General features: G+C 32.8%; 26 protein-coding genes and 1 tRNA gene. 9 read left to right on the forward strand and 18 right to left on the reverse strand.

Going from position 1 to position 22,591, the window contains the following annotated elements; all coding sequences use genetic code 11:
• Nucleotides 1–47 precede the first annotated feature (47 nt).
• The 6 genes from ATO12_RS05940 to ATO12_RS05965 all read right to left on the reverse strand — a co-directional run bounded on the left by ATO12_RS05940 (nucleotide 48) and on the right by ATO12_RS05965 (nucleotide 4,391).
• Nucleotides 48–728: a hypothetical protein gene (locus ATO12_RS05940; RefSeq protein WP_034240068.1), complete on the reverse strand. Its 681-nt coding sequence runs from the start codon at nucleotides 726–728 to the stop codon at nucleotides 48–50.
• A gap of 18 nt (nucleotides 729–746) precedes the next feature.
• Entirely contained in the window at nucleotides 747–1,502 is a 756-nt protein-coding gene (locus ATO12_RS05945; protein ID WP_034240071.1) for a hypothetical protein, read from the reverse strand.
• Nucleotides 1,503–1,735: 233 nt separating this feature from the next.
• Complete coding sequence (locus ATO12_RS05950; RefSeq protein ID WP_034240073.1) at nucleotides 1,736–2,434, reverse strand: M50 family metallopeptidase; 699 nt, start codon at nucleotides 2,432–2,434, stop codon at nucleotides 1,736–1,738.
• Nucleotides 2,435–2,538: 104 nt separating this feature from the next.
• Nucleotides 2,539–3,210, reverse strand: a complete 672-nt coding sequence (rsmI, locus tag ATO12_RS05955; protein ID WP_034240075.1) for a 16S rRNA (cytidine(1402)-2'-O)-methyltransferase — start codon at nucleotides 3,208–3,210, stop codon at nucleotides 2,539–2,541.
• Nucleotides 3,210–3,554: a DoxX family protein gene (locus ATO12_RS05960; RefSeq protein WP_316932916.1), complete on the reverse strand. Its 345-nt coding sequence runs from the start codon at nucleotides 3,552–3,554 to the stop codon at nucleotides 3,210–3,212. Before ATO12_RS05960 ends, rsmI begins: the two co-directional genes overlap by 1 nt.
• A 9-nt stretch (nucleotides 3,555–3,563) precedes the next feature.
• On the reverse strand, nucleotides 3,564–4,391 hold the full coding sequence (locus ATO12_RS05965; RefSeq protein WP_034240080.1) for a hypothetical protein: 828 nt from the start codon (nucleotides 4,389–4,391) through the stop codon (nucleotides 3,564–3,566).
• Nucleotides 4,392–4,496: 105 nt separating this feature from the next.
• Here ATO12_RS05965 and ATO12_RS05970 point away from each other — a divergent pair, with 105 nt between their 5' ends.
• The 7 genes from ATO12_RS05970 to ATO12_RS06000 all read left to right on the forward strand — a co-directional run bounded on the left by ATO12_RS05970 (nucleotide 4,497) and on the right by ATO12_RS06000 (nucleotide 11,944).
• Complete coding sequence (locus ATO12_RS05970) at nucleotides 4,497–5,144, forward strand: thymidine kinase (protein WP_034240082.1); 648 nt, start codon at nucleotides 4,497–4,499, stop codon at nucleotides 5,142–5,144.
• Complete coding sequence (gene alr, locus ATO12_RS05975) at nucleotides 5,137–6,249, forward strand: alanine racemase (protein ID WP_034240085.1); 1,113 nt, start codon at nucleotides 5,137–5,139, stop codon at nucleotides 6,247–6,249. The genes ATO12_RS05970 and alr overlap by 8 nt, the downstream gene beginning before the upstream one ends.
• A 101-nt stretch (nucleotides 6,250–6,350) precedes the next feature.
• Nucleotides 6,351–6,767 carry a large conductance mechanosensitive channel protein MscL gene (mscL, locus tag ATO12_RS05980; RefSeq protein ID WP_034240087.1) on the forward strand — a complete coding sequence of 139 codons (417 nt, stop codon included), beginning with the start codon at nucleotides 6,351–6,353 and terminating at the stop codon, nucleotides 6,765–6,767.
• A 234-nt stretch (nucleotides 6,768–7,001) separates the two neighbouring features.
• A complete protein-coding gene (locus ATO12_RS05985) occupies nucleotides 7,002–7,994 on the forward strand; it encodes an aspartate-semialdehyde dehydrogenase (RefSeq protein WP_034240090.1) in 993 nt (330 codons plus the stop codon).
• A 153-nt stretch (nucleotides 7,995–8,147) separates the two neighbouring features.
• On the forward strand, nucleotides 8,148–8,516 hold the full coding sequence (locus tag ATO12_RS05990) for a DoxX family membrane protein (RefSeq protein ID WP_034240092.1): 369 nt from the start codon (nucleotides 8,148–8,150) through the stop codon (nucleotides 8,514–8,516).
• Between the two features lie 195 nt (nucleotides 8,517–8,711).
• Nucleotides 8,712–10,880, forward strand: a complete 2,169-nt coding sequence (locus tag ATO12_RS05995; RefSeq protein ID WP_034240465.1) for a prolyl oligopeptidase family serine peptidase — start codon at nucleotides 8,712–8,714, stop codon at nucleotides 10,878–10,880.
• Nucleotides 10,881–10,972: 92 nt separating this feature from the next.
• Nucleotides 10,973–11,944, forward strand: coding sequence for an ABC transporter ATP-binding protein (locus tag ATO12_RS06000; RefSeq protein ID WP_034240095.1), 972 nt, complete (start codon nucleotides 10,973–10,975; stop codon nucleotides 11,942–11,944).
• On the opposite strand, the gene ATO12_RS06005 is transcribed toward ATO12_RS06000, so the two are convergent.
• From ATO12_RS06005 to ATO12_RS06025, 6 genes are all read right to left on the reverse strand, one after another.
• The gene (locus ATO12_RS06005) at nucleotides 11,941–12,699 is read right to left on the reverse strand and encodes a UDP-2,3-diacylglucosamine diphosphatase (protein ID WP_034240097.1); all 759 of its coding nucleotides are present in this window, start codon (nucleotides 12,697–12,699) and stop codon (nucleotides 11,941–11,943) included. The genes ATO12_RS06000 and ATO12_RS06005 overlap by 4 nt on opposite strands.
• Nucleotides 12,700–12,750: 51 nt before the next feature.
• On the reverse strand, nucleotides 12,751–13,203 hold the full coding sequence (locus tag ATO12_RS06010) for a 6-pyruvoyl trahydropterin synthase family protein (RefSeq protein ID WP_034240099.1): 453 nt from the start codon (nucleotides 13,201–13,203) through the stop codon (nucleotides 12,751–12,753).
• Between the two features lie 357 nt (nucleotides 13,204–13,560).
• Nucleotides 13,561–13,737, reverse strand: a complete 177-nt coding sequence (locus ATO12_RS25975) for a hypothetical protein (RefSeq protein ID WP_165583342.1) — start codon at nucleotides 13,735–13,737, stop codon at nucleotides 13,561–13,563.
• Between the two features lie 78 nt (nucleotides 13,738–13,815).
• Nucleotides 13,816–14,580: an enoyl-CoA hydratase/isomerase family protein gene (locus ATO12_RS06015; protein WP_034240100.1), complete on the reverse strand. Its 765-nt coding sequence runs from the start codon at nucleotides 14,578–14,580 to the stop codon at nucleotides 13,816–13,818.
• A 325-nt stretch (nucleotides 14,581–14,905) separates the two neighbouring features.
• The gene (locus tag ATO12_RS06020) at nucleotides 14,906–16,234 is read right to left on the reverse strand and encodes an MATE family efflux transporter (protein ID WP_034240102.1); all 1,329 of its coding nucleotides are present in this window, start codon (nucleotides 16,232–16,234) and stop codon (nucleotides 14,906–14,908) included.
• Nucleotides 16,231–16,731, reverse strand: a complete 501-nt coding sequence (locus ATO12_RS06025; protein WP_034240105.1) for a GNAT family N-acetyltransferase — start codon at nucleotides 16,729–16,731, stop codon at nucleotides 16,231–16,233. The genes ATO12_RS06020 and ATO12_RS06025 overlap by 4 nt, the downstream gene beginning before the upstream one ends.
• A 196-nt stretch (nucleotides 16,732–16,927) precedes the next feature.
• On the opposite strand from ATO12_RS06025, the gene ATO12_RS06030 reads away from it, so the two are divergent.
• Complete coding sequence (locus ATO12_RS06030) at nucleotides 16,928–17,728, forward strand: universal stress protein (RefSeq protein ID WP_034240108.1); 801 nt, start codon at nucleotides 16,928–16,930, stop codon at nucleotides 17,726–17,728.
• Nucleotides 17,729–17,804: 76 nt separating this feature from the next.
• Nucleotides 17,805–17,878 (forward strand) — tRNA-Ala (locus tag ATO12_RS06035).
• Between the two features lie 84 nt (nucleotides 17,879–17,962).
• On the opposite strand, the gene ATO12_RS06040 is transcribed toward ATO12_RS06035, so the two are convergent.
• The 6 genes from ATO12_RS06040 to ATO12_RS06065 form a co-directional block, all read right to left on the reverse strand.
• The gene (locus ATO12_RS06040) at nucleotides 17,963–18,499 is read right to left on the reverse strand and encodes a hypothetical protein (protein WP_034240110.1); all 537 of its coding nucleotides are present in this window, start codon (nucleotides 18,497–18,499) and stop codon (nucleotides 17,963–17,965) included.
• A gap of 5 nt (nucleotides 18,500–18,504) precedes the next feature.
• Nucleotides 18,505–18,726 carry a hypothetical protein gene (locus tag ATO12_RS06045; protein ID WP_165583343.1) on the reverse strand — a complete coding sequence of 74 codons (222 nt, stop codon included), beginning with the start codon at nucleotides 18,724–18,726 and terminating at the stop codon, nucleotides 18,505–18,507.
• 87 nt (nucleotides 18,727–18,813) lie between these two features.
• Nucleotides 18,814–19,701: a hypothetical protein gene (locus ATO12_RS06050; RefSeq protein WP_034240114.1), complete on the reverse strand. Its 888-nt coding sequence runs from the start codon at nucleotides 19,699–19,701 to the stop codon at nucleotides 18,814–18,816.
• A complete protein-coding gene (locus ATO12_RS06055; protein WP_034240117.1) occupies nucleotides 19,698–20,072 on the reverse strand; it encodes a hypothetical protein in 375 nt (124 codons plus the stop codon). Before ATO12_RS06055 ends, ATO12_RS06050 begins: the two co-directional genes overlap by 4 nt.
• A 53-nt stretch (nucleotides 20,073–20,125) precedes the next feature.
• A complete protein-coding gene (locus ATO12_RS06060) occupies nucleotides 20,126–21,712 on the reverse strand; it encodes a ComEC/Rec2 family competence protein (RefSeq protein WP_034240120.1) in 1,587 nt (528 codons plus the stop codon).
• A gap of 248 nt (nucleotides 21,713–21,960) precedes the next feature.
• Nucleotides 21,961–22,479, reverse strand: a complete 519-nt coding sequence (locus tag ATO12_RS06065) for a site-specific integrase (protein WP_034240123.1) — start codon at nucleotides 22,477–22,479, stop codon at nucleotides 21,961–21,963.
• Nucleotides 22,480–22,591 lie beyond the last annotated feature (112 nt).

The following is a 22,591-nucleotide window of genomic DNA, read 5'->3' on the forward strand; positions in this document are numbered from 1 at the left end:
ATAAATATAGCCTAAAAAAACAGTAAAACCAGCACTTCGGGCCAAAATCATTCGATTAAAAAATCATTATTTTCATTAGTCTCTTTTTTGGGTTTTACCGATATAGCCACTATATAAAAAATAGTTAATACGATATTTATAATAGCATGTAATCCCCATAGAATCAAACTAGCTTCAGTAACTTCTTTAAATAAGGTATTATTCATAAAAAACAAGATTAAACTACTAGAAAAATAAATCAAGAACCCTGAATTGATCCAAAACATAGGATTCGTTTCCAGGGTACTATATTTTACTTCTTTAAGCAATGCATAAAAATAACTTAGAGACAAAAAGATAATTATCAATCCCATAAGTGTTGTTGCATTAGAGTTAAAAGTTAATAAATCTTGAAAGAAAACAATATTTATAATAGCAAATACAACAAAACCAATACTTAAACTAGTAAAGAACTTTTTTGAAAATGTTTGTGATAACGCTCCCCTATAAATATTAACAATCAATAAAAACTGAATTACCGTAAAAAAATGATATACTGGTAAATTGTTTATTTTTTTATACCATAAAGACCACGATATTATTTCTACTAAGACTGTAAGTATAACTATAAATGATAATTTCTTCTGTATCAGGCTTAGAGCATTGAATCTAAAAAATAATATCACCAAAGGAGCTAATAAAATAAGAGAAGCTACCAATGTTAAATTATCAAATAATTCCTTGCTCATTAATCTTGTTTTTAATGTTTATTTATCCGACAACACACAAGTTGGTGGGCAAGGTCTAAGGTATTCAATAAACACTTCATTATCGCCATATTCGATAAGACCGGCTCGTTGCAATATATTTTCTACTGGTTGTTCTTTAGGTGTAATCCCAATAACAGGAGTAAACGATATCATATCCTTATACTGAAACTTATTCATATCTAATCCAGGGTAAAGTTTTATTTTTTCGATACCATTGGGTAGATAAGGATTGATCAAATCTGCTGTTACTTTATAAAAAAGCACTCTTTCCATTGGTTTTTTATTTGCCTTTACTGTAAACAAATCATCAACCAGGCTCATTTCTACCTGCTCCCAATTATCATGAATCATTTGCTTAAAAGTTAAAGGTACAATTTCTGATCCCAGTTCACTTTCTTTATTTTGCGGTTCTTTGATTTTTGGTTTTTGAAAAGCTTCCAGACCAAAGTACTGTATATTTCCTTCTATATCAACAATCTTAAAAATGGGAAAAAATGTAAACTTTTCTTTATATCCTCGTTTCAAAGCCATGTACATAGTAAAAGTTTTAATCTCTTGTATGTCATTAAAACGTTTAACATCATCTTTGCTCATACTAAAATAATATACGCGTTCGTATTGCCCTATAGTGGGATCTAGTTTATGAAAATGATGTGTTAATTGTAGTACATCTGCATTTCTCCAGAGCGTGGTAGATTCGTTAAAAATTTCTTCTGTAATTAGGGTGTTTTCTTGTGTGATTACGTTTTCCATGTGATACTATATTTATAAGTTAATAATTAGTATTAAAGTTAATCAAAAAAAACCTGCATGCTTTGTTATAGAAGGATTTTACAGGTAATTACCATATAAAAACACGTATTTACCACGTATTTCAATTTCTGGTTTTTTTTCGATTTTTTATATGCCTTTTTTAAGAAAACATCCAGATACTATTAGCTTGTAAAACGTAAGTGATTTACACAAAAATAAGGTTTGCTACAACATTATTTTCTTAAATAATATCGATAACTTTTATACAGCAGGTACATAGAAATTAGTAGAATACATATGGCCCACATCCAATAGGTGCCAGGCAGATATGCTGCAATCATTTGTGTATCAGAATATTGGATCTTTCCATCTCGTTCGAATTGTTTTGTAAACAAATACCCTATTTGTAGATATGAACTTAATACACATTGAGTTCCTAAAAACAAGAGTGTAAAAGCCTCGAGGTTCCTTACTCTAAGAATTGCAATAAAAAAGAGAAGTGCAGCAAAAACGCTTAGGATAACTAAGGCTAGTAGTTCATGAATCCATAAGCATAATGATAATACCATTATTATAATTAGCGACCACAATGCAATTTTAGAGCTTATTTTATTTCTGGCCGAAGCTATAAGTATAGCTCCCGAAATTGCCGGACCCAACAAACCTCCTGCTGCAGTAATACTTCTGGCGATACTAAAAGGTAAGTAACTGGTCGAAACATTAGAGTATGCTACACCTCCTCCGTTTTCATATATTTCGAGGTAGATAAACTTACCTCCCACCAATATTGCTGTTAAGCCATGGCCCATTTCATGAAACCAGGTACCTAATAGTAATAACGGGTATTGTATAAATCCAAAATAGGGTAATTGCCATAATAAAAAAACAAGCAGGCTAATTCCCAGTATAGAGAGCAAGGGGTAGTTTTTCATGCAATCAAAATTTTACACTTAAACCCATATTATGCATTAGAAAATCTATTACATAATCTGGGTCAAAAGATATAACGATTTTTATGACTAAAAATTGAAATACTCTATTTCTTACCTTTTACAATAATTACAATTTCGCCTTTTGGAGGCTTATTTTCAAAATGCTTTATAACCTCTATTGTGGTGCCTCGTATAGTCTCTTCGTGTAGTTTACTTAATTCTCGTGATACCGAAACTTGTCGATCTTCACCAAAATAAGTTGCAAAATCTTTTAGAGTTTTAATCAGTTTATGTGGCGATTCATAGAACACCATTGTTCTGGATTCTTCAGATAAAAATTTTAATCTGGTTTGCCTTCCCTTTTTTACGGGTAGAAACCCTTCAAAGATAAATTTATCATTAGGCAAACCGCTATTAACCAAAGCGGGTACAAAAGCTGTTGCACCAGGAAGACATTCTACCGCTATTCCTTGCTCTACACATGCCCTGGTGAGTAAAAATCCTGGATCGCTTATTGCAGGAGTACCTGCATCACTTATTAAGGCAATAGTTTCTCCTGCATTTAATTTCTGAATAATACGATCCACCATTTTATGCTCATTATGCATGTGATGACTTTGCATAGGAGTAGTGATCTCAAAATGTTTTAATAGTTTTCCGCTGGTTCGGGTATCTTCGGCCAATATCAAATCTACTGCCTCAAGAACTTTTATAGCTCTAAAAGTCATATCATCAAGATTCCCAATCGGTGTAGGTACGAGGTATAATTTTGACATTAAGGTCTTATTTTTTTACCAATTGCGTAGGAAACGATAAGAATTAAAATTGCATATACCGATAATCCTATGGGATGTTCTGCATGATAATGTGCTAAAGTAGCTAATACCAAATCAAAGAAGAAGCCGGCATATGCCCATTCTTTGAGCCATTTTATTTTATTTGTTAGAATAGCTGTCACTCCTAGTACTTTTGCTACTGCCAAAGGGATTACGATGTATGTTGGATAATTAAAACTTTCGAAAAAACCTTTTACCATTTCAGTTTTAAAAAAATACATCTGGGCAGAGTACAGCATTATAGCACATAAAGCAATCGTGGCAATCCAATATATAATTTTCATAATCTTTATTTAGTGATCAAATTTACTAAGAACAATATCCATAAAACGTTCTTCATACTCTTCTTTACCTTCCCAATTTTGATAATCGGGCTTTATCATAGTTGTGATAAATTCTTCTGCTTCACTTTTACCTCTTAATGTATTTAGTTGAGATAATACGCGATTATAATCAGGAGCACTTCCTCCAAAAAGATATTTTATAAATGCTAAGCGATCATTAAGACCAATATGAATTTCTTTTCTTAGTTGATCATTAATAGATTTAGGTCGATCCTTAACATCTGATATATCTTCTAAAGTAGGAGTAACCTCCTCTTTATCATTTTTTTCATATGTAGATTGAGGTGGAATCGAATCTGAAAAAGAAACTGATTCTTCTGCTACTTTAGTACTTGCAGGCACAAAAAGGTCTTCGGCAACCCTTGCATTAATTTCTTCAATAATAATCTCAGGTTTATTTTCTATAGTATCAATATCATCCTCTTTTTGTTCCTGATCACTCTCTGGTGAAGAAAATTGCTTCGGAATAGATTCTTGTTTTTTATCAGAAATTGGTTCGGGATCAATAATCGCTTTGATTTTTTGCCTTACTTTTTTTAATTCATCTGATTCATTTGATGTATCAGAGATATCTGGTTCATTAGTATCAAGAGCTTCTTTAATCTGACCAATAGTAGGCTGTGGCCCAGCAAAATGAGATTCAGAAAAATTAAGAATAGTTAACTTTTCATATAACTCACGGGCTTCTTCCTGTAACTGAGATAAGGTAGTCTTATCCTTAAGTTGTAATATTCTATGGGCAATACTTATAAGTTCCGCTTCCAATTTCTTCTTCATAACTTTCTTATTCGTTTACAATACTGCTTTTTGTTTTTTAATAAATTTACCTCATCTTTAGAGTAAGGAGAAGGGATTTCTTTAATTGATGCTGAAAAATACAAAATGTTTCTCGAAAATACGGTAAATCATAAAGAGCAATTTGGGTGGATAGAAGTAATCTGTGGTTCTATGTTTTCGGGTAAAACCGAAGAATTGATTCGTAGATTAAAGCGTGCACAATTTGCCAAACAAAATGTTGAAATTTTTAAACCTGCAATTGATGTTAGGTATAATGATGAAATGGTAGTCTCTCATGACGCTAATGAGATTCGTTCTACTCCTGTTCCTGCAGCAGCTAATATTAGAATTCTTGCCGATACCTGCGATGTTATTGGCATTGATGAAGCACAATTCTTTGATGATGAAATTGTAGCAGTCTGCAATGATTTGGCAAATAAAGGAGTTCGCGTTATCGTTGCAGGATTAGATATGGATTTTAAAGGAAATCCTTTTGGCCCCATGCCCGCATTGATGGCTACAGCAGAATATGTAACCAAAGTACACGCCGTTTGTACCAGGACAGGGAATCTTGCTCAATTTAGTTATAGAAAATCTACCAAAGATGATTTGGTTTTATTAGGAGAAACAGATGAGTATGAGCCTTTAAGTCGAGCCGCATATTATAAAGCCATGCTGAAAGAAAAAGTAAATCAAATGGAGGTTAAAGATCCTAAAGAAGTATCAAAAAAAACTGAAAAATCTGATGAGTAGTGTAAAAGAAACCGTTTTGCAGATCAACCTGGCTCATCTTACTCATAATTTTAATTATTTAAAAAGCAAGGTTAACCCCAATGTCAAAATCTTAGCAGTAGTAAAGGCTTCAGGATATGGTAGTGATGCTTCTGTAATTGCAAAACACTTAGAAAAAATAGGAGCCGATTATTTTGCAGTTGCTTATGTATCAGAAGGGATTACACTTCGGGAATCAGGAATAAAAACGCCTATTTTGGTATTACATCCGCAGCCTGTAAATTTTCAAAAATTAATCGAATACCAATTAGAGCCTAGCTTATATAGTTTAAGAGTTCTCAAAACATTTATAGCAACAGCTACTGCTTTGGATCAAAAAGAGTATCCAGTTCATATTAAATTTAATACAGGCTTAAACCGAATCGGCTTCTGGGAAAATGACATTGATCATATTATAGAAAACCTCAACACAACTGAAGCGATTAAAGTAGTTGCTCTTCTTTCTCATCTGGCAGCCAGTGAAGATGCTTCAGAAAGAGATTTTACCATGCAGCAGATTAATTCGTTTAAAAAAATTGCTAATCGTATGATTGATAAGTTAGGTTACACGCCTATACTTCATCAATCTAATACTTCTGGAATTCTTAATTATCCCGAAGCACATTTTGGTATGGTACGGGCCGGGATAGGCTTATATGGATACGGAAACGATACAAAATATGATGCTGCACTAAAGCCTGTAGCAGGATTAAAGTCAGTAATCTCTCAAATTCATAAATTAGAACCCGGAGCATCATTAGGGTACAACCGGGCATTTATTGCTTCAGAATTTACAAAAACCGCTACCATACCTATCGGGCATGCCGATGGGATTAGCCGACAGTATGGAAATAAAAAAGGATTTGTAACCATCCATAATAAAAAAGCATATGTTATTGGTAATGTATGTATGGATATGATCATGGTAGATGTTACCCATATTGATTGTAAAGAAGGTGATGAAGTCGTTATTTTTGATGCAGATTCGAGTGCAGCCATAGTAGCCGAAAATTCTGGAACAATCTCTTACGAACTACTTACTGCAATTTCTCCCAGAGTAAAACGTATTGTTATCGATGATAATTGATTTTTAACGAAAAACTAATTGTATTAGATCGAACCATTCTTATAATTATTTTAATTTTTCGTTAAATTAGTACATTACTAACTATCTAAATAAAATTAATTATGGGTTTTTTTAAAGATTTTAAATCTTTCTTACTAAAAGGGGACATTGTTGCATTAGCTACTGCTGTTGTAATAGGAGGTGCATTTAATAAAATTGTCGGTTCTGCTGTAGCAGATATTATAATGCCTATTGTTGGTGTCATAACTGGGGGAACAGACTTTACTCAAAAGTTTATTGCTCTTGATGGTGGGGAATATGCTACTCTTGCTGCTGCCCAGGAGGCGGGAGCTGCTGTTATGACCTATGGTAACCTGATACAAGCAATAATTAATTTTATCATTGTTGGTTTATTTATTTTTATAGTACTTAAAGCCTATGAAAAGTCTAAAAAGAAAGAAGAAGAAGCTCCTGCAGCACCAGCAGGGCCAACTCAAGAAGAGTTGTTAGCAGAAATACGAGATTTATTAAAAAAGTAAAATATTTAATCGTATAACGAATTATCTATAGCTACCGCTATACTACATATTCTAACACTAAACCGCCCAAATTAAGGGCGGTTCTTTTTACATTTTGTTATATAATAAACAAATAGTATAAATTTTTATATTTTCAATATAAATGCTTGTCGTCTAGGAAATATTCCTCAAATTTGTATGAAATTAAAAGGTGTATGACTTTCGCCTTGCGAAAATGAAAACAAAAATAAACTGATGAAAGTAGCTGTAGTAGGTGCTACCGGTCTGGTAGGAACCGTAATGTTAAAAGTATTAGAAGAAAGAAATTTTCCGGTAACAGAATTAATTCCTGTAGCGTCAGAACGATCTATTGGGAAACAAATTTCATATAAAGGCAAGGAGTTTTCTGTAGTAGGACTTGCTACTGCCATAGAAATGAAACCAGATGTTGCCTTATTCTCTGCCGGAGGAAGCACTTCTCAAGAGTGGGCTCCGAAATTTGCAGAAGCAGGAATAACGGTTATCGATAACTCATCTGCATGGAGAATGGATCCTACAAAAAAACTAGTTGTTCCAGAAATCAATGCTAAATCATTGACCAAAGAAGATAAAATTATTGCCAATCCTAATTGTTCTACTATACAATTGGTTATGGCTTTGGGTCCATTACACGATAAATATAAAATAAACCGTGCTGTGATTTCTACATACCAATCTATAACAGGTACCGGAGTAAAAGCAGTACAACAATTAGAAAATGAATACGCCGGTGAAAAAGGAGAAATGGCATATCCTTATCCTATTCACCGTAACGCTATCCCACACTGTGATGTGTTTCAGGAAAACGGATACACCAAAGAAGAAATGAAATTGGTAAACGAAACTCAGAAAATTCTTGATGACCGCACTATCGCAGTAACAGCAACAGCAATTCGTATTCCTGTAGTTGGTGGGCATAGTGAAAGTGTAAATATCGAATTCGATAATGATTTCAATGAAAATGAAATACGACAACTTCTAAACGAAACATCTGGAGTTACTGTACAGGACAATCCTGATACAAATACCTATCCTATGCCGATCTACGCCGAAGGTAAAAACGATGTTTTTGTTGGTAGAATAAGAAGAGATCATTCTAGAGAGAATGCTCTTAATATGTGGATAGTATCTGACAACCTGCGTAAAGGAGCTGCTACCAATGCAGTACAAATCGGAGAATACCTGGTAGAAAATGAACTTATAGGTTAATCTATCACAACAATACTATAAAAAAGGTCCTTGTTTTCATTTCGAAAGCAAGGATTTTTTTATTTAAAGCAGGATTATTTGTTCTTATAATTTCTGTAAGGTTTTTAACATTTCTCCCTCTAATACAGCAGTTTAATCCCTTAAAATATAAAAATGAACACCTTGATTTTAGCCTTAAGAATACTACTGGGAGTGATGTTAGTCGTTTTTGGAAGTAATAAATTTTTTGAATTCATGCCAGCTTTTGAATTTGCCAATCCCGATGCTGGTATTTTTTTTGGTGCATTAGCCAATAGTTATGTATTAAAAGTAGTAGGGATTATCGAAGTAATTGTTGGTCTTTTGCTTCTTACAAATAAAGCCATTCCCTTTGCCCTGGTAGTATTAGCTCCTATTTCTGTAAATATTATTCTGTTTCATGCCACATTAGACCCTGCCAATATTGGTCCCGGAGCATTAGTCTTCCTTATAAATGCTTTCTTAATATTTAAATATTGGGACAAGTACAAAACACTTTTCTAAAACCAAAATTTTTCGTTTCTTACAGAAAATTCTGACTGCTCCTACATATTAATCCTACATAGTGCTATACCCCAAAGCAATATGGTAGAAACCTTACTTTCTTTACAGGTTAATTGCGGAGCAGTCTTTTTTATATTTTCTTTAGCATTTATACCCACATCTTTTGATAGATTTGTGAATCTAACGCATTACATCATGAAAAAAACAATCCTTGTATTATCCATCATTACAGTAATGATGGCTTGCAAAAACGAAACTAAAGAAGAAACCTCCAAAACTACCATTGCATTGAACTACCCTGAAACTAAAACAGTAGATACAGTTGATACATATTTTGGTACTCAAGTAGAAGATCCATATCGATGGCTAGAAGATGATCGTAGCAAAGAAACCGAAGACTGGGTCGCTACACAAAACAAAACTACTTTTGGGTATTTAGAAAATATTCCTTTTAGAAAAGATCTAAAAAAACGATTATCCGACCTTTGGAATTATGAGAAAGTTGGCGCTCCTTTTAAAGAAGGAGATTATAGCTATTTTTATAAGAATGACGGACTTCAAAATCAATACGTTATCTATCGTTTTAAAAATGAAGGTGATGAGCCCGAAGTTTTTCTAGATCCTAACACCTTTAGTAAAGATGGAACAACATCGCTGGGTGGAGTATCTTTTTCTAAAAACGGAAAACTCGTCGCTTATTCTATTTCTGAAGGAGGTAGTGACTGGCGTAAAGTAATTGTTAAAAATGCTGAAACCAAAGAGATCATAGAAGATACCATTGTTGATGTTAAGTTTTCTGGGATATCCTGGAAAGGTAACGAAGGGTTTTACTACTCTAGTTATGATAAACCAGAAGGAAGTGAGCTTTCTGCCAAAACAGATCAGCATAAAGTATATTATCATAAATTAGGTACTCCTCAAAAAGACGATGCCTTAATTTTTGGAGGAACTCCAGAAGAAAAACACCGATATATTGGTGCAAGTGTTACCGAGGACGATCAATATCTTATTATTTCTGCAAGTGTTTCTACCTCTGGAAACAAGTTATTTATCAAAGATCTTACAAACCCGAATAGTAAGCTCGTTACAATTATGGGAACCACAGATAGTGATACTTATATTATAGAAAATGTAGGTTCTAAGCTTTATCTTGTTACCAATCTAAATGCTCCTAATCAAAAGATTGTAACGGTAGATGCTTCTAATCCGACCCCAGAAAACTGGAAAGATTTTATTCCTGAAACCGAAAATGTATTAAGCCCTAATACAGGAGGAGGATACTTCTTTGCAGAATATATGGTTGATGCTGTGTCTAAAGTATTGCAATATGATTATGATGGTAAATTAATTCGTGAAGTAGAATTACCTGGAGTAGGAAGTGCAAATGGATTTGGTGCCAAAAAAGAAGAAAAAGAATTGTATTACACCTTTACCAACTATAAAACACCAAGTAGTATTTATAAATACAACATTGCTGAAGGTACTTCAGAATTATATCGTAAGCCAAAAATCGATTTTAATCCAGATAATTACGAAAGCAAACAAGTTTTTTATACCTCTAAGGATGGTACAAAAATACCGATGATTATTACCTACAAAAAAGGAATCGAACTAAATGGTAAAAATCCAACCATATTGTATGGATACGGAGGATTTAATATTAGCCTTACCCCTGCGTTTAGTATTGCCAATGCGGTATGGATGGAGCAAGGTGGTGTATATGCAGTACCTAATCTAAGAGGTGGTGGTGAGTATGGTAAAAAGTGGCACGTTGCGGGAACAAAAATGCAAAAGCAAAATGTATTTGATGATTTTATTGCTGCTGCAGAATATCTTATAGAAAATAAATACACATCTAGTGATTATTTGGCTATCCGAGGCGGATCTAATGGAGGATTACTTGTTGGTGCTACGATGACACAGCGACCAGATCTTATGAAAGTGGCATTACCAGCTGTTGGTGTTTTAGACATGCTACGCTATCATACCTTTACTGCAGGAGCAGGATGGGCTTATGACTACGGTACATCAGAAGAAAGTAAAGAGATGTTTGATTACATAAAAGGATATTCTCCTGTACATAATGTAAAAGCAGGCGTACAGTACCCAGCTACCCTGGTTACCACAGGAGATCATGATGATCGTGTTGTACCGGCGCACTCTTTTAAGTTTGCAGCACAACTACAAGCAAAACAATCTGGTGATAATCCTACATTGATTAGAATAGAAACCAAAGCAGGACATGGCGCAGGAACACCAGTAAGTAAAACTATCGAACAATATGCCGATATTTTTGGTTTTACACTCTATAATATGGGATATGAAGTATTACCAGAAAAAGTTACCGACGAAGTAAAAGGATAGTATTTAGAACTAAGAACTCATCTTAAAAAATAAAAAATCCGTTTTCTGAAAAGAAGCGGATTTTTTTTGTTAAAGTTCAATATATTTGAGTAATGTTAAAAGTAGACAATATATCCTTCGCATATGATAAACTTCCCGTTTTAAAAAACGTTAGTTTTACTATTGAAAAAGGGCGGCATATTGCCTTAATTGGTGCTAGTGGTTGTGGAAAAAGTACCTTACTTAAAATCATTTACGGCCTTTTACATGTCCAGGAAGGAGAACTATCCTGGGATGGTACTAAAATATTAGGACCGCATTTTAACCTTGTTCCTGGCGAGGAAAACATGAAATACCTCTCACAAGGTTTTGAGCTGCAATCCTATCGAAGTGTTGCAGAAAATATCGGGCAATACTTATCTAATTTTCAGCCAGAATTAAAACAAGGTAGAGTACATGAATTACTCGATATTGTAGAAATGAGCGATTTTGCCAATACCAAAGTCGAAAATCTGAGTGGCGGTCAAAAACAAAGAGTAGCATTGGCAAAAGCATTGGCCAAAAGGCCAGAATTGTTATTACTTGATGAGCCTTTTGGGAATATCGACAACTTCAGACGCAGCTCTTTAAGAAGAAATCTATTTAGATACCTAAAACGTAATAAAATTACAAGTATCACCGCTACACATGATAAAACAGATATTCTCTCTTTTGCAGATCAGACTATTGTTATTCGACAGGGCGAAATTTTAACTCAAGAAGATACCATCACTTTATATCAAAATCCTACCGACTATTATATTGCTTCTCTTTTTGGCGAAGTGAACGAAATACAACTTTCTTCATTTACAACATCTGATAGCCAGGATACGATTCTGGTTTATCCTCATGAGATCGAAGTTAACCCTAATTCTATGACAAAAGCCCGAGTAAAAAATGCATATTTCAATGGGGGGTATTATTTAATTGAAGCTGTACTCGACAATACCATTCTCTTTTTTAATCATCATAGTAAATTAATTGCTCCCAAAATGGTCGGGATTACAATTCCTGAAGAAATCATAGAGAAAAGAAAACAAATCTAGCTATCGTAGTTTACTAGCTTAAGTTCATTTCCGTCAAAAACACCATAGGTATAATGAGTAATCCAATCTCCCAGATTTATGTATTGGGATTGTTCGTTTAATTGTATTTCCATAGGAAGATGTCTATGTCCAAACACAAAATAATCCCTGTGCTTACTTTCTAATTTTCTTTTGCAATATTGCACCAACCACTCATTATCTTCTCCTAAAAAAGTCACATCTTCATCTCCCGAAATCAATTTATTTTTTACAGAAAGATATTGTGCCAGTTTTACTCCAAGATCTGGATGTAACCATCTAAAAAACCATTTTGCTACAGGATTAGTAAACACTTTTTTCATTCGTTTATATCCTTTATCTCCTGGTCCTAAACCATCACCATGGCCGATAAAAAAAGTAGTGTCGTTAAACGTAAATTCTTTGGGTTTGTGATACACAGGAATATTTAATTCTTCTTCAAAATATCCATTCATCCATAGGTCATGATTTCCCACAAAATAATATACTGGGATTCCAGAATCTGTGATTTCTGCTAATTTTCCCAATGTTCTGGTAAATCCTTTGGGAACCACTGTTTTATACTCGAACCAAAAGTCAAAAAGATCTCCTAACAAGAAGATAGCACCTGCATCTTTTTTTACTTCATCTAACCATTTTACAAATTTTTGTTCCCTGGGAAAACTCTTTTCTGCTGTTGGAGCCCCCAAGTGATTATCACTGGCAAAGTATATTTTTTTCCCTTCAGGAAGGTTCATAAGTATAATTTAAAAGGTAAAGGTAAGAAAAGGACTCAAGAATTAAATGATCTATTTGTTATCTGATGCATACCACTCTGCGAATGATGTTTCGGTTTCTTGAAGTTTTAAAGAAAATAACGTAATCCCTTCAGGCAAGCGAGAGGTAATCTTTTTAGCAAAATCAATTACCATATTCTCACTGGTAGGTTGATAATCTACCAAAATTACATTATGCCCTCTCTTTTCTAATTCTTTTGCCAGTTCTATATGCGGTGTATTTTTGTTAAATACTGTAGCATGATCAAAAACATCTTCGATATCTTCTTTTACAATTTTTTTAAGATCTCCAAAATCAATTACCATTCCTAGTTTTACATGCGAAGTATCTGTAATTGGTGTCCCAATTACGGTTACACTTAGTTTATAACTATGACCGTGAACATTTCTACATTTACCATCATATCCATATAAAGCATGTCCGGTTTCGAAAGAAAATTGTTTCGTAATACGAATTTTACTCATTGCTTACTTTGTAATTTTTGGCAAAGTTACGGAAGATTATCGTCTCTTTCTCTTATTTATAAAGTAAACCACAACCAGAACAATTCCTAATACCAAAAACAATCCATTGCCTCCTAAAAAGTTTAATATATCCATTATTTAGATTTTTAATTTATAATACAGTTCGATACTAAGAAACAACGTCTTTTTGAATGTTTTCTTATACTAAACTATTCAACTTAAAAAAAAGTAAACTTCTGAAACAAGCTTTGACCTATTAGATTTAAGATTTCACTAAAAAAGCGGGAAAACCCGCTTTACAATTTACATTGCTTAGTAAAATACAATTTTAAAAAAGTAAATTACATTACATAAATATTAACATGCAGATCTACATGCAATATAATCTGCCAGACAGTTAGAACCTCCACTACTTAGACAATTAACATAATCTTGTCTGCAAATAAGAAAACAACTGCTTCCTCCATTAATACTTGATTGTTCTGTTTTGTTTAATGATTTAACATCATTACGGTTTAAAATGTTTTTTAACATGATTATAGGTTTTAAATTTGTAATGATGTAATGTAAAGAAAATAACAAAGGCAAAATTGAGGTTTACCGTAGACTGTGTTATTTTTTAAATTTTTCTAATGCTTTTTTAGTAAATTCAGAAAGCACCAATTCTCCAGAAATGGCTGCCCTTTCTATAAGAAGTTCTTCCCAGTGCTCTGTTCCTTTCCAGTTTACCTTCTTCATTTGTTGTATTGCTTGCGGGTTATAACCAGCCAGTTTTTCGGCAAATAATTGCACTTCTTTATCCAACTCTGTTATCGTTTCAAAAACGCGGGCATACAATCCTTGTTCTTTTGCCCAATATGCATTTTTCCACTGTGATGCATCCCATGCAAGAGCTTCAAAAGCAGCTAATCCTATTTTTCTTGATACTGCTGGTTCTATTACAAATGGGCCTATACCAATAGTTAGTTCACTTAATTTAATCGATGCCGCTTCTGTAGCCAGGCAGTAATCACATGCAGAAGCCAATCCAACTCCTCCTCCTACAGTTTTACCTTGTACTCTTCCTATAATTGGTTTTGTACATTTTCGCATAGCATTTATCACATTCGCAAACCCAGAAAAGAATTGTTTTCCTTCCTCAAGATTTGTTATTGCCATTAGTTCATCAAAAGACGCTCCTGCACAAAATGCTCGATCTCCTTCTGATTTAAGAATGATTACAGACACCGATGTATCTTCTGATAATTCATCAAAAGCTTTAGCTAATCTCGTTAATAATTCTGAAGGGAAAGAATTGCTGGCATGGTGACCAAATTCTATCGTTGCAATGGTATTTTCTGTATGCGTATATAGACTTCCGTTAGATCTTGGTATCATTATTGTTATAACTTTTATAGTAAAAGTAACTAATACCAACCGAAGATTAAAATACCACATATAATTATTTTAGGTGGTATCATTCACCCATCTGGTGACCTCTGTATTGAAATTGTTTAATAAACAATCTTAATACGATCAAATGCTTATTTCTTAGTGAAAATTAATTGTAATTATCTAAAATATAATACGTTTATATAAAGATGGTTCATAAAAAATATATAAAGAAGATGTTAGAAGAGTTTTTTGAAAAAAATAGATTACGAATAGGGATTTTATTAATTCTTATCTATGCTCCATTACTATTTGTCCTTATTTATCCTTTTTAAGAGATCAAGGGCAAAAACTTATTTCTAAACTTAATGAGAAGTGCTACTCCTCTAAAAAGCGCCCAAACCGTAAATGCTATCCATATCCCATACAGCTTTAAATCAAAAAAATTGCATAAATAAAGAGTCGGTATAAATCCTAAGAATGTTGCTCCTAATAATACATTTCTTAAATACTTCATTTCACCCAGGCCTTTAAAAATTCCATCAAAGACAAAAGCCAAACCATTAATAGGCTGTACAATCAAAACAATAAAAAAGACACTGTAAAATGTTTCTAACACTATGGTTTCGCTTGTAAATACTTTTCCTATTGTATCATAAAATATAAACCCAAATATTGCCAAAATCAAACTCACACCAATACCATAGCTACTTACACGCTTTCCTAATTTCCAGAGGGATGTATAGTCTTTTGCGCCTAATAGTTTTCCGCCAAGGATATTACCCGCTCCACCATAACCATCAATAAAAAATGCAGTAAACATCCAGATATTCATTGCTATGGTATATGCAGCTATATATTCATCTCCATATTCGGTAGCATTAGATGTTGCAAAATACAATGCTGTATTTAGTGCAATAGATCGTACAAATAAGTTAAGACTCATCGTAACCAGTCTACCCAATTCTTTATTTAATGGAAAGCGTAACTTGAGACTTACATTAGTTTTGGTTAACAATAGTATAAAAACGATAACCGCCATTAAGAGTTGCGAAATTAAGCTTGCCCATGCTGCTCCGCGAATCCCCATCGGAGTAATAAAACCTTCGATCCCATATACCAGAAAAAAATCTAAAACTATATTGGCTACTGCACCAATCACAGCAACAATCATTGGCCAAAATGTATTCTGTAGTCCTCTAAAAATACCAAAAACAGCAAATGTGAATAAAGTTAAAGGAAATCCCCAAACTCTAATGTCATAATAAACCACACAGTATTCTAAAATTAAACCTGAAGCATTGTATAATTTAAAAATCTCCTCAACAAAGAAAACCGTAGAGATCAATACAAAAACGCTAAGTGCTACATTAAAGAAAATAGCTTGAGCGGGCAATGTTTTTACTTCTTCAATTTTGCCTGCTCCCAGGTATTGAGAAATAATAGCAGATATTGCACTTCGGGTTTGCCCGAGAATCCATATTAATGCAGACAAAAACGACCCTACAATACCTACCGCTGCAAGTGATTCGGTACCGTATTCGGGAATGTTACCCACGATAGCGGTATCGGTTATCGATAGTAATGGTTCTGCAATACCAGCAACAATAGCCGGAATAGCTAGTCGGTTTATATTCTTAAAACCAATTACCTTGCTCATAGAATGAGTTCATAACAGTGAAATGGGTGTTCGCTTTGTTTTGGGAAATAGATATCATCCAAGCGTTGATATCCTCTGATTTCATAAAATTTTTGGTTTCTCTTATTTTGACTAAACGTATCTAATCTTACCGATTGATATTGATTTTTTCGAGCATAGTCTTCACCAAAATCCATTAGTTTTTGAGCATACCCCTTTCCCCAATATTCTGGATCAACCGCTACACGATGTATGTAAAGATTATTAGTATTGGCTGTTAACCATGTTACAGGAACATATTCTTCATCCATTAGGTCTGTGAGTACAATAATCCCTTTGATGTGGTTCTCTTCCTCCAGGACATATAACTCTTGTAGTTCTACATCTTTTTGAAAACGTTCTTGGGTTGGATAATGCTCATTCCATTGATAGATACCATTAGCTATCATTGCTTTGGCACAAGCTCGAGTCAATGTGTAAATAGCATCCAGATCAGATAATACTGCTTTACGAATCATATTTTTTTTGGAAAGAAGCAAAAATACTAACTTTATATTGCAGTTAATAATCAAAGGTTATATTTAAAAAAACTTTAAGAAAAAAGCTTTTTTAAACTACCTGAAAAGGGTTAAAAATAATATTATATCAAGAAATGAGTTAGTAAAAGGTCTAAAATTGTAATTTTACACACTGAAACACAAATCATAATAATTAATGAAGAATATATTGGTTCCTTTGGGCTTGTCTGAACATTCAATTAGTATGGCCAGACTTCAATATGCTATTGATTTTGCAAAAGAACTCAAAGCAAAAGTTTATGTAGTAGAGGTTTTTAAAGAATTACCTAGATCTGGTAGTCTTCCCTCTGTAAACAAAACATTAAAGGAAATCACTGCATCTTCTATCGAAGAAAAAGTTGCAAAAATTGATAAAAAAGGAGTAGAAGTAATTGCTTTACCATTAGAGGGTGAACTTCTTGAAGCAATCCCTAAGTTTAATTTACAGCACTCTATAAATTTACTCGTTTTGGGAGCAGAAGTTAAGGATATCAAAGATCCTTATTTTCTTGGTGCAATTTCGGGAAGTCTTGTAAAAAATACCGAAATCCCGGTATTGATTATTCCTCAAATGTATACTTTTTCACCTATCAAAAAGATACTAATGGCAGTTAAATCTGGTATCGTAAAAAAGAAAAATGCGTTAACTCCCGTAAAGGAAATTTTAAGTACTTTTGGTGGTGATTTAAAACTGCTTCAGGTAAAAACAGCAAATTTCTTAGATGAAGATTCTAAGTTTGACAAAGATTTAGGAGAAATTACCTCATCCTATAAATCATCTGAAAATGCTACTTTATTTCAAGGAGTTTTAGAACATCTTAATGAGAATTATCCAGATCTTATTTGTGTTTTTAGACGAAAACGAGGATTCTTTGCGAAGCTTTGGGAAGAAGATGCTGTTCTCAAAAAAGATTTTGACAGTAGAATCCCTTTATTAGTTTTAAGAGGATCAGATTAAAAAATATAAGGGATGTAGCTTCCCGAAAACACTACGTCCATGGGGATAGGCACTTTGCCCTTCACCATGAGAAATTGGGGATGTAGCTCAGCTGGCTAGAGCGCTTGACTGGCAGTCAAGAGGTCGTGGGTTCGAGTCCCATCTTCTCCACTAGTAATAACGAGGCTTCACAGAAATGTGAAGCTTTTTTATTTTGATAGTAGTGGAGTATTGTGGTGGGTTTTAACAAAATAATTATTCTTTTTCCTCAAGTGTTAGCCTACCTAATAGTTCATAATTTTTATTTTCAAGATTTGTTTTAATCTCATCATCAACTTTTATAAGCTTCTCGATTAATTCTTCTTGAAGTTCAATTATTTTTCTTCCAGCTTTTTCGGGTTCTGTTTCTTTAAGCCCAAGTATCGGTCCTAATCTGGTTGTATGAATTCTGACAATCTCTCTTCTAACCCTGCTAAAAGCATTTTTAGCTGCGACAATACTTAATAGTTTATCTAAATTAGCAAACACTCGTTCTATGGCAGTAATTAGTAGAACAACTGCTCCAATTATCTGAACAACTATGTCTAAGTCCTTTAAAAAGCCCGAAGCTATCAAAATACCACTCACAACTACTATCAATTTTAGAACTATCGCAATTGTTTTTTTTGATTTAATTAATGTGGTCAATTTATCAACTTCAATATCAAGGTTATCTAACCAACCTTTAAAATTACGATTTGAAAACTTCAATTCTTTTTTAAGCCCCTTGCTAATGTTTTCTATTTCTTCCATTTTAACTATTTAAGTGGTGATGAAACTTCTATTTTACGTTGCCATACATCCCCTGATTGATTTTGAATTATTAATTTCAGATAACCGCCTTTTTCTACAAATACCGAAGGATTAGCGTTGAAATAAAATCTTTCTCCAGATATGAGTTTAAATCTTCCGCACTCATCACAAGGGTTAAGTTTTGGTGGTCTTGGAGGCTGAGTGAAACATAAAATGGAAATTTCCATTTCTGTATCTGAATTTGCAATCAACGAATTTCGTTGATTCAAAGCTATACGGGTTGTTTCTAATTGTACTTTAAGCATTATAATATTTTAAAATTTGACTTTAAGACTAACAGCATAGAAAGATTGCTCTTCAAAGTTCTTTGTTGGGTCTTCTCCATCTGTGTAGTCGATACCAATTTTTGCGGTTTTTTTACCGTCATCTATACTAAAGAACATATAGTTAAAACTTGCTGTGAAAAAGTTATGTTGTTCTTTGTCAAAGTTATCAACATCTTCAGAGAGAATATACCTGTACTGCCAATCTATATTGAATTCAAACTTATCTTTCCAATTATCACATGAAGGGAAAAGGCTAATGTTTGAGGTAAGTCTTAATAAAGCACGATAAATATTACCTTCACTCAGAATCTCTTCAGCCGATATTCTATTTTCATTTTCCAATCCTATATAAGGTGAATACACAAATTGAAATATTCTACCTATATCTACAATGGTGTTTGGAATATAAAAGAATTTTGCTTTCTTAGCCTTGCCTTTAGCAATAGCTGTAACATATAGATTACCTTGAAATGAAGATATATCTTTGACTTCATCTTCGTTATATTTCAAAGAAGAGATTAATATTGGAGTCCATTTTTTTATTGATATATCCCTTGTTTGCCATTCTAACGCTAATCCAGTTTGCCAATTGTCTTGTTCTTTATCTACTAAAGTGTTTTTATGATACTCAATGTAAGGTGATAATGTTACAACTTCATTAGAATCATTCAATACATTAACTCCGATAGCAGCATTTAATAGCCATGATTCACTTTTGTTTTTTGGATTAGTGTAAGTAAAATTTGCGGATTTTGCCTTATCATTTTTACTTTGAAATGACTTTCTTAACGTAATACGATTAAGAAAGTTTCCGCCTTGACTATATGAAAAATCAGCACAAATGATGAACGTAATAATCAATATTATATGCTTCATATTTTTGATTTTACCAATTTAATACAATCAGATACTTTAGTTAATTTTTCACATTCAATTACTGTGACAGTTTTATTGGACTTTAAATCTCTTACTATTCTTTGGAAATATCGCTTTAAAGATTTTTTATGGTAAATAGTTAATCCTAAATCTGTTTTCAAGCTTTGGTTATCTTTTATATAATCAATTTCGAATCCACTTAAATCAGATAATGCTTCGTAAACTCTTCTTTTAATATAACCATCCTTATCAGTTTTTCCGATTACTAGTTTTACTAAATTGTCCAACTCTCTAATTTGACTTCCTTGAACTATTGTTATAAATTTTTCCAATTCTTTTTGGTTCAGGGATAATATTATTTTTTGTTTCATGAAATACCTGTATTATATAGTTTTTATTTTATCAAATTCATGTATGATAGTAATCAACCACTTACATGTTTTAATTTTAATTTTCCATCATCGTCAATTAAATATTCGAAATAAAACCATTTTTTCTTATCGGATTTCTCCTCAATTTTAAATGCAGTAATTAACCTTTGTCCATCAGTTTTCAAATAAATTGCTCCATAAGTCTCAACATTTAACTTAGTTAAATCATGAATATCTCTTTCAATTTTTTCCTTAATCTCAGTTCTTTTAGCTTTATTTGACTCATTGGTCATAGTCTTAAGCTTTTTTAAAACCTTCTTAACCTTCGTCTCATCTTCAAACTCTCTTGTAGACCTTTGAAGCTCCGTGGATAAAATAACTGGTGATTCGCCTTTTCCAAATTTTCCTAATCTTCCTAACAAATCAGGTCTTGGATGTATATGTCCTTCTTCATCCCCTGATGAAATAACAAAGCACGCAGGATTTACAGCAGATAAAAATTCATCAGTTACATCTGTAGCACCGTGATGACATGTTTTCATTATATCAGCTTCAAACCAATTTTTGGCTTCTTCAATCATTTCTTTTGATTTTAAGCTTCCTTTTTGGGGGAAACGAGTTCTATTTGTATAATGTTTTAACAAAAACTTTTCAGCAATAGAATTTAGGTCGCCTCCAAAGAACACTTTAAATTTCCCAAAATGTAATCTTAGAAGAATGGAATGTCCATTTTTTGTTTTTCCATATTGATTACTAATTTTCCTAAGTCTTAATTTTCCATTCTTTTCCTCAATGATAGGTCCAAGAATTTCAATTTGATACGGTAGATTATTTGAAGGGGCAAAGCCTGGCATAAAGGCTCTACCATTTTCATGGGTGCTGTGTTTAGGATGGGTAGAAAGTATAGCAAAGTTTTCAATCAAAGGATTATTAAGAGCATTAAACATTATTGGAGGGAATTCATATCTCCCAAAGTTTGTATCATCCGAAAAATGCTTTTCTATATCATGTTTTGATTCTGCAAGGTCATATATATAATCTTTACCGTTATCAGGGTCAGTTTTGAATCCACCAACTTTTTCAAACTTTCCACTCACAGGTCTTTCAACAAGTCCATTTTGATAGATGTTTTTAAAACCAAATCTGTGGTCTTTAAAGATATTTTCAAAGCCTAGATAATGGTCTCTATCAGGATGTGTTATGATAGCACCTTCAAATTTAAAACTACGATAAGGGTTAAATCTTGCTTTTAAAAAAGTATACATGTTTTCACTTTCCCCGGCATCAATAACAAAAATTTTCTCCTCTGAGCTTTGCTCAGGAGAAATTAAAATTGCACCATCTCCCTGACCAACATCTAGAAAAATAATCTCTAATGGGCGTTCTTTAGATGTATAGCTTTCATCTATGTATAAAGTTTCTGGATTAAATCGAGGTGACCATACAACAGGAATCCATTTAGAATCAAGGTGGCTTGTATCATGATTTTCATCAATTCGTAAATAATCTCCCCAAATTACCTGTCTAGCTTTTTCTAGTTTTTGACTGCTAAAGTTATACCTGTAGAGATATACTTTTTTACTTTTTTTATTTAAACTTTCCTCCCCTTTTTTAACTAAGCGTACAAATTTATGTGCCATGATAAAAATATTAGAATCAATATTACATAACAATAGCTTCTAACAAAATACCCAATAAAAGGTATATTCGAATTAATAAAACTACATTCAAATCAATTCCGAAAATTCCAGCATATAGGTTTTTTCGGTTATTATTGAGTTATTAAATAGGAATTATAAGGGGGAGGGGTAATTATATTTTGGTTACTTCCTTTCGGAAAAACTTCGATAATAAAGTTAATATAATTTATTTGGGAATACAAAATTTTTTATTCAAAAATTCTCATATTCAACCCTTTAGAAACAATTTCAGCATCAATATAATGTTTGTTTAACGTTCTCATATTATCATGAGAGCTTAATTCAATCATATCATCTCCAGCAATTTTATTCAAGTAGGACAAGTATGTTTTTCTGAGTGTTTTGAATTTTTTTTGAGCGACATTAGGGAAGGCTTGACCATAGTAATGACTAAAACCTTTAGATAATGCATTTATTATGGTCCTATGCTTTACTTTTCGATTAGGTTCAATAATATAAAGCTCACTGTCTTTGAAATCATCATATCCAAGCTCATTTAACAGGTCAAATAAATCAGGCCCAATAGGGATAACTTTCTTTTTGAATATTTTTTCAGTGCATCTTTCAACTTTTAGGTTATCTACTACTAAAATCAAACAACCTGCTTTATCACTATATTGTACGTCGTTCCATGATAAATCAACTAATTCTTCCCGTCTTAATGTAAAAGATTGTATTGAGCTTTTAAAAAGTAAAGGGTACATCATATACAAACATGTATAATCCGAAGAATTGTATTCATTTTAAATTAGATAAACCCTATTTAAGTGTTATTTAATTTTTCGAATTGTAAACGAGTTAAAACTATATAATAAGAAT

The organism is Aquimarina atlantica, from assembly GCF_000626715.1.
GTDB classification, from domain to species: domain Bacteria; phylum Bacteroidota; class Bacteroidia; order Flavobacteriales; family Flavobacteriaceae; genus Aquimarina; species Aquimarina atlantica.